This window comes from Vibrio sp. D401a, from assembly GCF_030248515.1.
Lineage (GTDB): Bacteria > Pseudomonadota > Gammaproteobacteria > Enterobacterales > Vibrionaceae > Vibrio > Vibrio rotiferianus.
In genome coordinates, this window is the sequence record NZ_JAHGAI010000034.1 from 29,267 (window position 1) to 42,028 (window position 12,762).

The 12,762-nt window shown below is 43.9% G+C and carries 14 protein-coding genes; 7 read left to right on the plus strand and 7 right to left on the minus strand.

What is annotated here, in order from left to right; genetic code table 11:
* Positions 1-283 precede the first annotated feature (283 nt).
* Positions 284-1,978 carry a phospho-sugar mutase gene (locus KIV41_RS13175; protein WP_045394537.1) on the plus strand — a complete coding sequence of 565 codons (1,695 nt, stop codon included), beginning with the start codon at positions 284-286 and terminating at the stop codon, positions 1,976-1,978.
* A gap of 87 nt (positions 1,979-2,065) precedes the next feature.
* On the opposite strand, the gene KIV41_RS13180 is transcribed toward KIV41_RS13175, so the two are convergent.
* On the minus strand, positions 2,066-2,485 hold the full coding sequence (locus tag KIV41_RS13180; protein WP_045394539.1) for a GNAT family N-acetyltransferase: 420 nt from the start codon (positions 2,483-2,485) through the stop codon (positions 2,066-2,068).
* Positions 2,486-2,573: 88 nt separating this feature from the next.
* Positions 2,574-3,206, minus strand: a complete 633-nt coding sequence (locus KIV41_RS13185; RefSeq protein WP_285336648.1) for a LysE family translocator — start codon at positions 3,204-3,206, stop codon at positions 2,574-2,576.
* 244 nt (positions 3,207-3,450) lie between these two features.
* Between KIV41_RS13185 and KIV41_RS13190 the strand changes: the two genes are divergently transcribed.
* The 3 genes from KIV41_RS13190 to KIV41_RS13200 all read left to right on the plus strand — a co-directional run bounded on the left by KIV41_RS13190 (position 3,451) and on the right by KIV41_RS13200 (position 5,402).
* Positions 3,451-4,278 (plus strand): AraC family transcriptional regulator, encoded by an 828-nt coding sequence (locus tag KIV41_RS13190; protein ID WP_010452583.1) that lies wholly within the window; start codon positions 3,451-3,453, stop codon positions 4,276-4,278.
* A 72-nt stretch (positions 4,279-4,350) separates the two neighbouring features.
* Entirely contained in the window at positions 4,351-5,094 is a 744-nt protein-coding gene (locus tag KIV41_RS13195; protein WP_045394541.1) for an AzlC family ABC transporter permease, read from the plus strand.
* Complete coding sequence (locus KIV41_RS13200) at positions 5,091-5,402, plus strand: AzlD domain-containing protein (protein WP_010452587.1); 312 nt, start codon at positions 5,091-5,093, stop codon at positions 5,400-5,402. The genes KIV41_RS13195 and KIV41_RS13200 overlap by 4 nt, the downstream gene beginning before the upstream one ends.
* A gap of 8 nt (positions 5,403-5,410) precedes the next feature.
* Here the strand turns inward: KIV41_RS13200 and KIV41_RS13205 are convergent, their stop codons facing one another.
* Positions 5,411-6,025, minus strand: a complete 615-nt coding sequence (locus tag KIV41_RS13205; RefSeq protein WP_010452589.1) for a fumarylacetoacetate hydrolase family protein — start codon at positions 6,023-6,025, stop codon at positions 5,411-5,413.
* A 206-nt stretch (positions 6,026-6,231) separates the two neighbouring features.
* A complete protein-coding gene (locus KIV41_RS13210; protein WP_045394543.1) occupies positions 6,232-7,308 on the minus strand; it encodes a porin in 1,077 nt (358 codons plus the stop codon).
* Positions 7,309-7,872: 564 nt separating this feature from the next.
* On the opposite strand from KIV41_RS13210, the gene KIV41_RS13215 reads away from it, so the two are divergent.
* The 3 genes from KIV41_RS13215 (at position 7,873) to KIV41_RS13225 (ending at position 10,726) form a co-directional block, all read left to right on the plus strand.
* Entirely contained in the window at positions 7,873-8,805 is a 933-nt protein-coding gene (locus KIV41_RS13215; protein WP_045394544.1) for a porin, read from the plus strand.
* 404 nt (positions 8,806-9,209) lie between these two features.
* On the plus strand, positions 9,210-10,055 hold the full coding sequence (locus KIV41_RS13220) for a DMT family transporter (RefSeq protein ID WP_045394545.1): 846 nt from the start codon (positions 9,210-9,212) through the stop codon (positions 10,053-10,055).
* Between the two features lie 56 nt (positions 10,056-10,111).
* Positions 10,112-10,726, plus strand: coding sequence for a glutaredoxin domain-containing protein (locus KIV41_RS13225; protein WP_045394546.1), 615 nt, complete (start codon positions 10,112-10,114; stop codon positions 10,724-10,726).
* A gap of 71 nt (positions 10,727-10,797) precedes the next feature.
* Here KIV41_RS13225 and KIV41_RS13230 read toward each other — a convergent pair whose 3' ends face one another.
* From KIV41_RS13230 to KIV41_RS13240, 3 genes are all read right to left on the minus strand, one after another.
* Positions 10,798-10,932 (minus strand): hypothetical protein, encoded by a 135-nt coding sequence (locus KIV41_RS13230; RefSeq protein ID WP_010452602.1) that lies wholly within the window; start codon positions 10,930-10,932, stop codon positions 10,798-10,800.
* A gap of 134 nt (positions 10,933-11,066) precedes the next feature.
* Complete coding sequence (locus KIV41_RS13235; RefSeq protein ID WP_045394547.1) at positions 11,067-11,414, minus strand: hypothetical protein; 348 nt, start codon at positions 11,412-11,414, stop codon at positions 11,067-11,069.
* Between the two features lie 116 nt (positions 11,415-11,530).
* Positions 11,531-12,724 carry a multidrug effflux MFS transporter gene (locus KIV41_RS13240; protein ID WP_285336649.1) on the minus strand — a complete coding sequence of 398 codons (1,194 nt, stop codon included), beginning with the start codon at positions 12,722-12,724 and terminating at the stop codon, positions 11,531-11,533.
* Positions 12,725-12,762: the final 38 nt, after the last annotated feature.

Below are 12,762 nucleotides of genomic sequence, written 5' to 3' on the forward strand. Positions count from 1 at the left end.
TTCCCGATGCAAATATCGAACAAATTTACGAAAAATCACAAAAACTACGATTTCAGCACTCTTTGTTATATTTATGTTAAAAGGCTAGTTATAGTTCAATAGTTCTTCAAGAAATTAACTATGAATAAATTCTGTACAGGTTGAAAAAATAAATTCGGTTTATCGATTGCCCTCTTTGAAATGTAATTGATAACCATTTACATTAGTAAATAGAAAACATTGAGACACTTTCTAGATAAAAGTGTCTAAACAAGTAGGCTCCCCCTGCTAAGGAAAGACGAATATGACAGCACAAATTACCCAATGGCTAGCACGAGACCCTGACCCTAAAACTCGCGAAGAGCTTCAGCAGCTCGTCGATGCGAATAACGAACTGGAACTGACAGATCGATTCGGATCACGCCTAGCTTTTGGTACTGCAGGCCTACGTGGCAAAGTGGGCGCGGGCCCAAATCGCATGAACCGCTTAGTGATTCAAGAAACCGCGACAGGTCTCGGCCACTACCTGATTGAACAAGTGAAAGATGCATCGTCTCGCGGTGTTGTTATCGGCTATGATGGGCGTCCGGATTCTAAACAGTTCGCACACGATACAGCTTCCGTACTGACTGCTTTGGGCATCAAGGTCTACCTGACCTATAAAGTAGCGGCGACGCCGATTGTTGCTTTTGGTGTCCGTGAACTGAATGCAGCAGCTGCTGTCGTCGTTACCGCAAGCCATAACCCGCCTGAGTACAATGGCTTTAAAGTCTACTGGGAAAATGGCGCACAGATTATTCCACCGCACGATTCTGGTATTGCTGCAAAAATTGATGATGCAACAACTAAACCGCTTCCTCTGATGTCTCTAGATGATGCAAAGCAAAAAGGATTGTTGGTTTGGCTTGAAGACAAGTACTACCAAACGTACCGCAAATCAATGAATGACAACGCACTGCTTACGCCAGATAACAACACAGATATCTCGATCGTTTACACGGCAATGCATGGTGTCGGAGCGGAAATGGCAGAAACGTTACTTGCAGATGCTGGCTTTGAGAAAGTGGCAAGTGTTTCGGAACAGCGTGAACCAGACGGCACATTCCCTACCGTAAACTTCCCGAACCCGGAAGAAGCAGGCGCGATGGACATGGTGATGGCGCTAGGTAAATCTGTCGATGCCGATATTGCCTGTGCAAACGACCCTGACGCAGACCGCTTTGCGGTGGCAGTAAAACGCCCAGATGGCGAATACCAAATGCTGACGGGTGACCAAGTGGGTTCATTGTTTGGTGATTACTTACTGCAAGGTCAACCAAACGCGCTCGTTGGTAATACAATTGTGTCTTCTCGCCTATTGAGCAGCATTGCCAAAGCACACGGTGCAGAATACTACCAAACGCTAACGGGCTTTAAATGGCTAACCAACGTAGCAATGACGCAAGAGACAGAAGCTAATCCATTCCTATTCGCTTACGAAGAAGCGCTTGGCTACACCGTAGGGAACAAAGTATGGGATAAAGATGGCTTGTCAGCACTGGTCGCTTTCTCTCAATTGACAGGTAAGCTAAAAGCACAAGGCAAAACGCTTTGGGATAAGTTAGAAGAGTTATACCGCCAACACGGTTTCTACTTTAACGCACAGCGCAGCATTGCTCTTGATCCTAAATCACCACCAATCGGTGACAAGCTTCGCGCAAATCCACCGAAAGAGATCGCCGGTAAGCGTATTGAAGTTATTGAGGATCTAAAGTCATCACTACGCTTCGTAACCGACGGTCCAACAGAAGCCATCAACTTACCAGCGAGTGACGTACTTATCTACCACCTAGAAGATAAATCACGTGTGATTGTTCGCCCTTCAGGTACGGAGCCTAAGTTGAAGTGTTACTACGAAGTTATCAGCGACTTCCCTGCAGAGATGGATTACGCACAAGCTAACCAAGCAGCGGAAGCGAAGATGAATGCCCTGATCGAAGCACATCAACAAAGTTTGTAATCCAAGCTTGAAGCATCGACTCTGTGACAACAGTAAATAGCAAAAGAGGCGCATCGAGCGCCTCTTTTTTGTTCTATTCAAAACGAATCAAACAATCTGCTTTTGCAAGAAGTGTTTATCGATACCCGCGGCAGGGTAACCCGAATACTGACCGACTTTTTCAAAGCCCAGTTTCAAGTAAAAGTCGAGCGCTTGGAAGCTATAAGTATCGAGATACAAATGCGTCACCCCGTGTGGCTTCACTTGCTCTTCTAGTAAAGCAATCAGCTTGCTTCCTACCCCCGACGTGCGCACCTCTGCATCAACCCAAAGGTATTCAACGAACACAGTGCTATTGAACATTTCACCCGTGAGCCCGCCAACAATCTTGCCCTCGTCATTACGAGCAAAACAACCAACAGCGTCTACATCCCCATCCGGAAGGTGCATGTTGTTATAAGCACGGATGCCATCACGGATAAAGTCGAGATCGTTTTGTTCTGGATTGAGTTTAAATTCAAGTTTCATACAGCCACTCCTTGGAAATCAGTGTGATACTAAAACAAAAAGCCAGCGAGTGCTGGCTTTTGTTTAAAAATCTGATTGTTCCTACACATTACATCGCGAAGCTACTGAGCATCCATACCGCAAGGATAACGAAAACCAAGCCCATTAACTTGCCTTGGTACATGCGGAATTTTTCATTTTCCAGTAACCCTTTGCCTAATGTACCCGCCAGCGCAACCAACAAGATGTTGAATAGCAATCCCAATACGTTTAAAAGCAAACCAAGCGCAAGCATCTGCTCACCCGAGGATGCGGTAATGTTGCTAGATACAAACTGTGGCAAAAACATCACGAAGAACACTAAGGCTTTAGGGTTCAGCAGGTTACTCATCAATGCACGCTGATAGTAAGTCGACGCCATTTTGTTCTTCTGATATAGCTCTGGTGCAGCTGAAGCGTCCGCTCGTAAGCAGTCCCATCCCATTTTTAGTAAGTACGCGCCACCAAGTAGATGAAGCACTTTTAACGCGATTGGACTCATCGCAATTAAGGTCGATACGCCCATTGCTGCCAGCAAGGTTAAGATTACGCCTGATGTTGCATTGCCTAAACTTGCGAACAAACCGACTTTCTTGCCATAACTCATGCTAGAGCTGGCTATTAGCAGCATGTCTGGCCCAGGCAATAGAAGAAGTGCAATAACAGCGGTGAGATAAACAGGAAGTACAGATAAATCGATCATGGTGGAACTAGCTATTCAAAAACAGGCGGCGGATCTTATACCAATGAATGGATAACAACCAGACCAAATACCTTTGCCACAAGATAAAATCAGAAAATACAAAAGGTTTTATGCTCAATTTAAAAACAATTAACCTTTTTTATGTTTATTTTTAATACCGATAGCAATTTTGTACAAAAATAAGCAGGATGTATCCGGTAGACTTCAAAGCAACAAGCCTGACACTTGAGCAAAACAAAAAGAGATGAAAGAAAAGAATAAGGAAATCGCGACTTTTAAAATTGCTCAAGAGCTGGGTGGCTTGGAGCTGCTCGATGCAAAATACGAAAAGCAAAACTTCTCTCGCCATAGTCATGAAGGCTACACCATTGGCGTAATCGAAAAAGGCGCACAACAGTTCTTTCGCACTGGCGGCAACCATATTGCGCCGCAAGACAGCATCATTCTGGTGAATGCAGACGAAGTACATAACGGGCATTCAGCGTCAGAGGGTGGCTGGGAATACAAGGCCATGTACCCCGTGCCAGAGCAATTTCAAACACTCGGTGAAGAACTCGGCGCACCTAATGTAGCTCAACCATACTTCCCCCAACCCGTTGTTTACGATCCAGAACTCGCAAACCAACTGCGGTTGGTATTCGATACTCTAGAGAAGTCCGATAACCGCTTACTAAGAGAGACACTTGTCTACGGTACGCTAGTCAAACTTGCCAGCAAGCACAGTACACATCGAGCTCCGCTTCAAGACGCAACAAAAGCACAAAGGCAAGTACAGTTGGTCAAAGAGTTTCTTGAAGACTTTCCTCAAACCGATGTCTCTTTAGAAGAACTTGCCAAATTGGCGGGCTTGAGCCCTTTTCACCTGTTGCGTGAGTTTCAAAAGCAGTTTGGCTTTCCGCCGCACGCGTTTCAAATTCAACAAAGACTAAGAATGGCGAAAAAGCTACTCAAGCTAGGGCAAAAGATTTCCGATGTTGCTCAAGAATGCGGCTTTCACGACCAAAGCCATTTGCATCGTCACTTTAAAAAAGCCATGGGAGTAACACCCGGGCAGTACATCAAGCATTGTTAGCAATTTTGTACAAGGCAACATGCTGAGGTCAGCCTACCTTAACAGCATGTTTTTTCTATTCAAGTTGAAGTTATGGATACTACTTTGCCAACGCATCAAGACTCAAAAACCTCGCTCTTTTTACAAGGCACCATCGCAATGATGCCACTGAGCATCGCTGTATTGCCTTGGGGGTTACTCGCGGGCTCATTTGCCATTGATACCGGCTTACACCCTTTGGAAGGTCAGGCACTTTCCGCCATTCTGTTTGCAGGCTCCGCACAGCTTGTGGCCATGGGGATGATTAAAGCAGGCGCGGGCTTGACTACCATGTTGCTGACGACCTTTTTCATTACGTCTCGACATTTTCTTTATAGTGTTTCGATGCGCAGTAAAATTTCGCCTTTGCCATTAAAGTGGCGTCTTTCACTTGGCTTCTTACTCACTGACGAGCTGTTTGCCATCGTCGGGCATCAATCCGATAAACAGTTTGATCGATGGTACGCCCTTGGCGCTGGATTAAGCTTCTACTTATTTTGGAACTTCGCAACGCTAGCAGGCATAGTCGCTGGCAGTTTGATACCTGAATTGAATGAGCTCGGGTTGGAATTTGCCGTTGCTGCAACCTTTATCGCGATTGTAGTGCCAACGATCAAAAGTATGCCCGTGTTGTTTAGTGTGCTGGTGGCGTTAGTCAGCTCAGTGGCGCTGAATTATTTCCAAGTGGAAGGAAGCTTGATGTTCGCGAGTGTTCTCGCCATGTTGACGGGCTATTTTGTGGAACCATTGACGACGAAAGCACCAAACCTTGGGGATACCTCGGAGAAACGCCAATGATCTTTTTATCTATCTTAGCCATGACAGCCTTGGTATTCACTAGCCGTTATCTATTTCTAGAACCAAAATTGCCGCTTAAGTTAGGGGTTAGAACTCAGAAAGTCTTGAGCTATGCAAGCCCTGCAGTACTCACTGCTATTTGGGCTCCAATTGTTTTTCTACCAGAAGGTGAACTGAGCGTCAGTTGGCAAAACCCATTTCTATTGGCTGCGCTATTAGCCGCTGTGATTGCATACCTCACTAAGAATGTATTGCTCACCACCATTGTGAGTATGGTGGCGTTTTTACTACTTCGAATTTGGTTGTAGGGGGGTTACTAACCCGCTAACCATTCAATCTCTAACAAGGTGATGTCTCCACACTTCAAACGCCCAAGGAAGACATCGCCTTGATGTACTTCTCCCACGCCTTTTGGTGTGCCTGTCATCACAACATCGCCATCTTCTAGCGTTGTGTAGCTCTTCAGTTCGTCGAGGATTTTCATTGGTGGGTAAAGCATCTGTTTAACGTGCCCTTTTTGAACATGAACACAGTTAATCAAAAGCTCTAAGTTGAGGTCATCTATATTGACACCTTGGAGGGAACGGAAACGACTGAACACTGCAGCTCCATCAAACGCTTTGGCGCGCTCCCAAGGTAATCCTTTTTCTTTGAGGGTAGATTGTAAACCGCGTTTGGTCAGATCCAGACCGAGTCCAACCGCACTGTATTGACCATCTTTGATCAGAAAGCAGATTTCTGCTTCGTAATGCAAAGGCTCTTGATGGAATGCGATGAGTTTGGTTGAAACAGAAGTCGCAGGTTTATTGAATACCACCATTTGCTCAGGCATGGCATTATCCAGCTCTTTTATGTGCTCAACGTAATTACGCCCAACACAAAGAACTTTACCGACTTTGACTTTCTTCTCTTCAACCTGAATGACGCTCATTGCTCTTCCCTGCAAAACAAAAAACGCATAATAATCCAACACGTTACGTTGTTGACACTAGTTATCTTTTCGAGATGTTAAAAACAAGACATTCAGCCCGTTTTGAGAGAGTATAAACTTAATCGGGTTACCCCAATTCTTACAATGGCGAGTATGAAAAAAGCCAGCACGAGGCTGGCTTTTATAGTAACTAGGACAGGTTACTATTATAGGTAGTAACGAGCACCGATTGCCCATTTGTCGTCTGTTTTGCGGTTATTTTCGTTATTAAGATCGAATTGGTAACCAGCAAAACCTACAAACTTAGAAGTGAAGTTGTACTCTGCTTGTACCGCCATCTCTTCACGAGTTGTTTCTGTCTTGTCACCCTTAGTCGCTTCGCCTTCAACCATCTCGTAGTTCAAGCTTAGGTTTAGGCTGCTTGGCAATGCGTAGGCAATTAGAGCTTCGTACGCTTTGCTCTCTTCAAGGCCTGAGTTCATGTTTTCGTTAGAAGCGTATACACCTGCTACGTATAAGCCTTGACCGTAAGAACCGTAAGCCGCAGAGATTAGGTGAGATTCAGCTGTTTCTTTTTTGCCTGCACCAGAGCTTGTGAAATCACCAGTGTTGTATGTGTAGCCAAGCTGCGCGCCGAAAACAGTGTATGAAAGCGCTAGTTGGTAGCGATCATCGTAATCAGCACCTGAGTATGTTTTCTCATATACTGGCTCACCATTAGCTTCACCTACAATTTCCCAAGCTGACGATGCATCACTGTTGCTGCCTTGCCAACCTAAACCGAAGTTAATAGCACCGGCTTCACCCAGCTCAATCGCATTACGGTAAGAAAGCATTTTTTCTGCACGACCAGTACCTAGGTTACCGTGGTTGTCGTAAATAAAGTCGTTCGCAAACGCGATTGGCATATCAGCAACGCCAGCGATATCGTAGTAAGGTGCCCACTGAGTACCAGCTACTGCACGGCCATATGCTTCATGGGTAAGACCTAGGTAGCCAAGACGAGTAGTAAAAGAGTTTTCGCCACCTTCTAGATAGTTTAGAGCCCATTCACCACGAGCATCGGCAGTGAAGCCATTACCAATATCATGAGTTGCATTGAAGTTGATACGAGGTGAGTTTTGACCCACATCAGTGTCACCTTGCTCTGAACCATTCACATTAACAGAAACGTGACCACCGATAGAGAAAGTAGTGCCGTCGTTGTTGTAAAGCTCCACTGCTACTGCTTGAGTACCGAACGTTGCTGCTGCGATCGCTGCTGCTAATAATTTCTTGTTCATTATAAAATCCATGTATTTATGTATTAGTTTATAAGTCATTTTTATACAAAAGCGGGCTGGCTCATCTCTTCCACCAATGTTGCGTCACTTTTGCTTAACAACTGCTAATCAATGTATTTCAGAAGTTCCCAAGAGCAGAGTGAAAAGATGTAAGAAAAAAGAAAACGGGCAAACGTTTACCTGTTTTTCATATGTAAACTTGGCTACGAGCATCAAACTCAAGAAACATTTCGTTACATTTAATGAGCAATAAATAGATAAGTGATTGTTTATTGGTAAAACAATGAACAGAACTTGAAACTTAATGTTACATTTTGAGGTAAGAAATATGATTAGGAACTTTTATAAAAATACCCTGTCAATTAGAAAGAACAGAAACATCAAAAAAGCTAAAACCCCTTATCCCTTTACCTTCATGAATAGAATGTGGTTCATGCATTTGAAATAAAAATGCAACCAAATCATAACTTAACGGAAATCTATCTTTCATTTTCACGATTTACCTTAGCGTCATCAATTCATCGGGCAAGTAAGCCCATCGATTACAACTAGGGTAATAAGAAAATGAAAAAGGCAGCACTCTCTACTGCAGTTTTAACAGCATTGGTATCGGCACCATCATTCGCAGCAACTGTTTACGATAACGAAGGAACAACTTTAAAAGTTGGCGGCCGTGCAGAAGCGCGTTTTAATGTTTCTGACAAACATGAAAAAGACGGTAACAGCTCTTTCAAAGACAAATCACGAGCTCGTGTTAACTTAAAGGGCAAGTCTCAAATCTCTGACGACTTATATGGCTTTGGTAAATACGAAGCGGAGTTTGATGATAGCTCAGACATCACAAACCGTTACTTCTTCGCAGGCTTGGGCACCTCTATCGGTGAGTTTTCTTACGGTAAGCAAGACTCTGCTCAGGTAATGCTTACAGATATTACGGATACAATGGCAACATTTGGTGCTGAAGCGGCGGATATCGTTGCTGGCAACAAAGACAAACGTGAAAACAACTTCCTTTACTCTGGTGAGTTTGACGCACTGACTATTAAGGCAAACTTCATCGCTTCTGATGCCAAAGACAAAGATAGCTTTGGTCTTGCTGGCCTATACAACTTTGGCGCGTTTGATATCGGTGCAGGTTACGTATCTCAAAGTAATGGTGACAATGATGACGACCAATTTAACCTCGTCGGCCAATACTCAATGGATGCGTTCACTCTAGGTGCCCTCTTTACTATCGGCACAATTGCGGACGATGATTACACAGGTTACGAGTTGTCAGCTATCTACAAACCAATGAAAAACCTATCGCTAGTTGGTGTTTATAACTTCCAAGAAGTGGATCCAAAAGCAGGCTCTAAAGAAGACACCGTAGATGAATTTGCTATCGAAGCCGTTTATAAGTTCAATGGTCACCTACGTACATATGCAGGATACAAGTTCCAGCAAATCGACTCGGGTGATGACGAGTTACAAGCAGGTATTCGCTACGACTTCTAAACGAGTTGGCCAGTTCAATAATAATCAGACGGCTAGCATTTGATGCTAGCCTCTTTTATTTCCTCTGACACTTTAACACTGCTCCATTTTAATGCACCGAATCCCGAAGTTAGTGCATTTTCTCTAGTTCCTCCAGAGCAAGACCGCTCTAGCCCTTTAAAATCAATAAATTCAAAGTTGGCACGCTAGCTGCAACAGTAAAATCGAGCAAATGCATGGCAGCGTTTGTGCTTCTCGTTCTTTGTACCTACTTAGGTAGGCACGTCCTTTGAATTGGTAATGTCGCCTCCCTCCGGGAGGCATTTTTTTATTGGCTCCCCCATCAATAGAACGTATGATCCTTCCCATTGTTTAAAACCGGAAATATCCAATTGAATCATCATCCTGTCCAAGGAGCATCTTGGATGCTTACCGCAGGCTTGGCTTTTGCCATCGTTAATAGCTTTGCTCAAATCGCAAGTATTCACTTTGGTGTGTCATCCACAACATTTGCACTCTTCCAATACGCTATCGCATTTTTTGCAATCTTGCCGTACCTGCGCACATTAGGCATTCGTCAATCTTTACGCACTAACCACTTTGGGTGGCACGCATTACGCATTTTCCTAGCAGTCATTGGCATCCAACTATGGCTATGGGCTCTCGCTTACCCCGTCCCAATTTGGCAAGGTATCGCACTGCTGATGACCTCCCCTTTATTTGCGACGGTTGGCTCAGGTTTAATCCTTAAAGAGAAAGTTGGCGTCGCTCGGTGGATTGCGACACTTACAGGTTTTATCGGTGCCATGATTATTCTCGAACCATGGTCAGACTCATTTACATGGGCAACGCTACTGCCTGTCGGTGCTGCTTTTTTCTGGGCATCCTATTCTTTATTGGTAAAGAAGCTATCAGTGAATGATCCACCGTCAACCATGGTGGTATATCTGCTTTTACTGATTACACCATTTAATATTTTATTAGCGATTCCTACTTTTGCGATGCCAGAAGGTTGGAGTATCTGGGGCATTTTAGTTGCCGCAGGCGTGCTCACTGCTTTAGCGCAATGGGCTGTAGTCAAAGCTTACGCGGTCGCTGACGCATCATTTGTACAACCATTTGACCATGCAAAATTGCCTCTAAACGTCTTCGCAGGTTGGCTAGTATTTAACTGGGTGCCACCTGGTCGGTTATGGCTTGGCGCTGCCATTATTGTCGGCTCAATTGCTTTCATTACCCATTGGGAAGCAAAAAAAAAGAAAGTAAGTTGAAAGAAATATTCAAGTTTTAGGTTCTATATTTTCAGGAAAGAAATGAGGAGCAATGTATGACACAGCCAATCAAAATGACACTATATCGTTGGGGCGGAAGCTGGGGACCATTCAAAGTAAATATCCCATGTGGAGAATGCACATTAACCAAAGATATTCTTGCTGACACATTTGAAAATGAACTCGCAGATGTACCAGTTGAGCTAGAAGTGAAAGATTGGTTGTCTCACTGGTGGGAGCCATTAAAACTTGGAGCATGGCACGCCCCGATACTCGTCGTTGAAGGTAAAGTCGTCAGCCAAGGGGAAGCGCTAAACCGAGGCGTGCTTGTTCAATCTGTTATTGCTGAATGGACTAAACGAGACCAGCTGAAAGGGAACATCGTTTACGGGAAAGCGACTTGCCCTTACTGTGTAAAAGCCAAAAAGCTGCTTGATGAAGCCGGTGTTGAGTACAAATACCATGACGTTGTCAAAGACAGTGCAGCACTTTATCGAATGATCCCTGAAGTGAAAGCGATCATAGGAGAGAAAACACCGGTAACTGTACCGCAGATTTGGTTAGATGGTGAGTACATCGGGGGTGCCGATAACTTGGAAAAGTGGTTAGCAGAGAAAGGGTTAGATAGTGTTCCAGATAACGTGGTTGAGATCCCTAGTCAAAGCGCATAAATATCACTCATCGAAAAAATAATACATACATAAAAGCAAAAAGCCCTGATATCACATCAGGGCTTTTCTTATTAATTCGCTAGTTTTTTCATTAGGCGAGTAAACATCGAAGGTTTTTTCTTCTTTGCTTTACCGTAAAGCGCTTTATGCATTGCGTCTTTAGCTATCATTTGGCCAATGTAAGCGCCACCTAGTTCGTTACCCATGACCTTCTCCTAAGATATAATTGACTGGTTTATGTTGTAATTTTACACCAAGAAACCACAATTACAAGACTCAGATCACACTTTTCTGTAATTAAATTACAAGAACTTCTAACCTTAGCGATAAATTTTGATTATCAACGTTTAGGCTGTTGGTAAGTTTTACCCGCAGCTTTATATGTATCTTTCTGTTTGATTTCAAAGAAAGTTTCAAAGAACCAAGCAGCAAACTTTATCAAGTGATCGCCTTCATTCATAACATGCTCGACAAACTCTTTTTCTTCACCAGACTCATCAGCTTGGATCGTGATATGGTAAATACGTTTTTCACCATCGACTTCAGCAAGACCAAATTGACCTGTAAGTGATTCTGCAGCTTGTGCGATCTCTTCTTCATCAGATGCTTTTAGCAGTTCAAGGGCTTGAGGTAGATTCTCTTTTTCACCGATTTCTTTTAGTAGTGCTTCAAATTCGTTCTGTTGCATGGTTTCACCTAACGATTAACTGGTATCTTGCTCACGCGACCCCTTTATGAGTCAACGCAAAGCTAGCGTAACTTACGGCGCATTTTAGAAAGGAGATTGTAAGCTTGCAAGCAGATTCAACGTGAGCTCTCTGGTTCGACAAAGCGATGATAAGGCTTCCGAATCTGACTCAGTAGCAAAACTAGACAACATAGCAGTGCAATCAACATGTAAAAGAAACCTAATTGCTGTTGACTGGTTACCCAATGTTCTACCAAATAACCTCCCAACAAACCTGCGAGACACATTTGTATCGACCCCGACAATGCAGAAACCGCTCCTGCTTGTTTCTTGTGCGGCGACAACAATAAACTTATCGAGACAGGGAATGACATGCCTTGTGCAAAGCTCAAACAAGTAAACGCAATCAATAGTGAAGTCACTGTAAACGGCAGTAGGAGAAGCATTGCCCCAGAAAAAGCTACTATCACAAAGCTCATTAACAATATTTGCTGCTCTTTATACCGAGCATTAATAAAGTTGAGAACCAAGCTTCCCATTAATAACCCAGCCGAAGGCACAATCATCAAAGTGCCATAGTCTGCCGCTGTAAGCCCAAGCTCTTGCTGCATTAAAAAAGGATACAAAGACAAGGTCACCAAAGCAGATAGATAGCTCAGCCAGTTGTAACTGGCACTACCAATTACTTGTTTATTGGTCAGTAAGTCAATGTAACTTAGTATCACTCGCTTTGGCTCAAAGCGTCGCTTTGGATACGGTAGTGTTTCTGGCAGCACCGCAAAACCAAGGGCAAAAATCGTCGCAAGATAAAGGAGAACGAACACAAAAACCGCATGCCAACTGATGTGATAGGCAATCCATCCACCAAATAACGGCGCAACAATCGGCATTACAGAAGCGGTCACAGAGATATAAGAAAGTGCTTTGCTCAACTGTGCCCCATCATAACTGTCTCGTAATACCGAGCGTCCAAGCACAGAAGCGCTTCCTGCCCCCAAACCTTGCAATAATCGCCCTACTTCTAGCGCTGAGATATGGTCTGCAAATGCAATACAGATTACCGTCCCAACCAAATAGACACTTTGACCGATAATAAACACTGGTCTACGCCCTATTGAGTCCGATAATGGACCATAGAACAATTGAGAGACACCAAACCCAACGAGGAATAGTGTGACGAGGTTTTGTATCTCGTGCTGCTGAAGGTTAAGGTCATGACCAATAAGTGGTAAAGAGGGAAGATAAATGCTGACGCCAACTTGACCGGTCGCGATGATCATCATAGCTAACAATAATGGTGTTTTACGCAATATACCCTCCTAACAACATGACAGTTTCACGACAGACA

Coding starts and splice junctions, on each gene's coding strand:
- KIV41_RS13205 (WP_010452589.1), bottom strand. CDS start 6,025: ATGAGCGTCATTCAGGTTGAAGAGAAGAAAGTCAAAGTCGGTAAAGTT.
- KIV41_RS13230 (WP_010452602.1), bottom strand. CDS start 10,932: ATGGGTAACGAACTAGGTGGCGCTTACATTGGCCAAATGATAGCTAAA.
- KIV41_RS13195 (WP_045394541.1), top strand. CDS start 4,351: ATGGATACTACTTTGCCAACGCATCAAGACTCAAAAACCTCGCTCTTT.
- KIV41_RS13220 (WP_045394545.1), top strand. CDS start 9,210: ATGCTTACCGCAGGCTTGGCTTTTGCCATCGTTAATAGCTTTGCTCAA.
- KIV41_RS13180 (WP_045394539.1), bottom strand. CDS start 2,485: ATGAAACTTGAATTTAAACTCAATCCAGAACAAAACGATCTCGACTTT.
- KIV41_RS13185 (WP_285336648.1), bottom strand. CDS start 3,206: ATGATCGATTTATCTGTACTTCCTGTTTATCTCACCGCTGTTATTGCA.
- KIV41_RS13215 (WP_045394544.1), top strand. CDS start 7,873: ATGAAAAAGGCAGCACTCTCTACTGCAGTTTTAACAGCATTGGTATCG.
- KIV41_RS13175 (WP_045394537.1), top strand. CDS start 284: ATGACAGCACAAATTACCCAATGGCTAGCACGAGACCCTGACCCTAAA.
- KIV41_RS13190 (WP_010452583.1), top strand. CDS start 3,451: ATGAAAGAAAAGAATAAGGAAATCGCGACTTTTAAAATTGCTCAAGAG.
- KIV41_RS13200 (WP_010452587.1), top strand. CDS start 5,091: ATGATCTTTTTATCTATCTTAGCCATGACAGCCTTGGTATTCACTAGC.
- KIV41_RS13235 (WP_045394547.1), bottom strand. CDS start 11,414: ATGCAACAGAACGAATTTGAAGCACTACTAAAAGAAATCGGTGAAAAA.
- KIV41_RS13225 (WP_045394546.1), top strand. CDS start 10,112: ATGACACAGCCAATCAAAATGACACTATATCGTTGGGGCGGAAGCTGG.
- KIV41_RS13210 (WP_045394543.1), bottom strand. CDS start 7,308: ATGAACAAGAAATTATTAGCAGCAGCGATCGCAGCAGCAACGTTCGGT.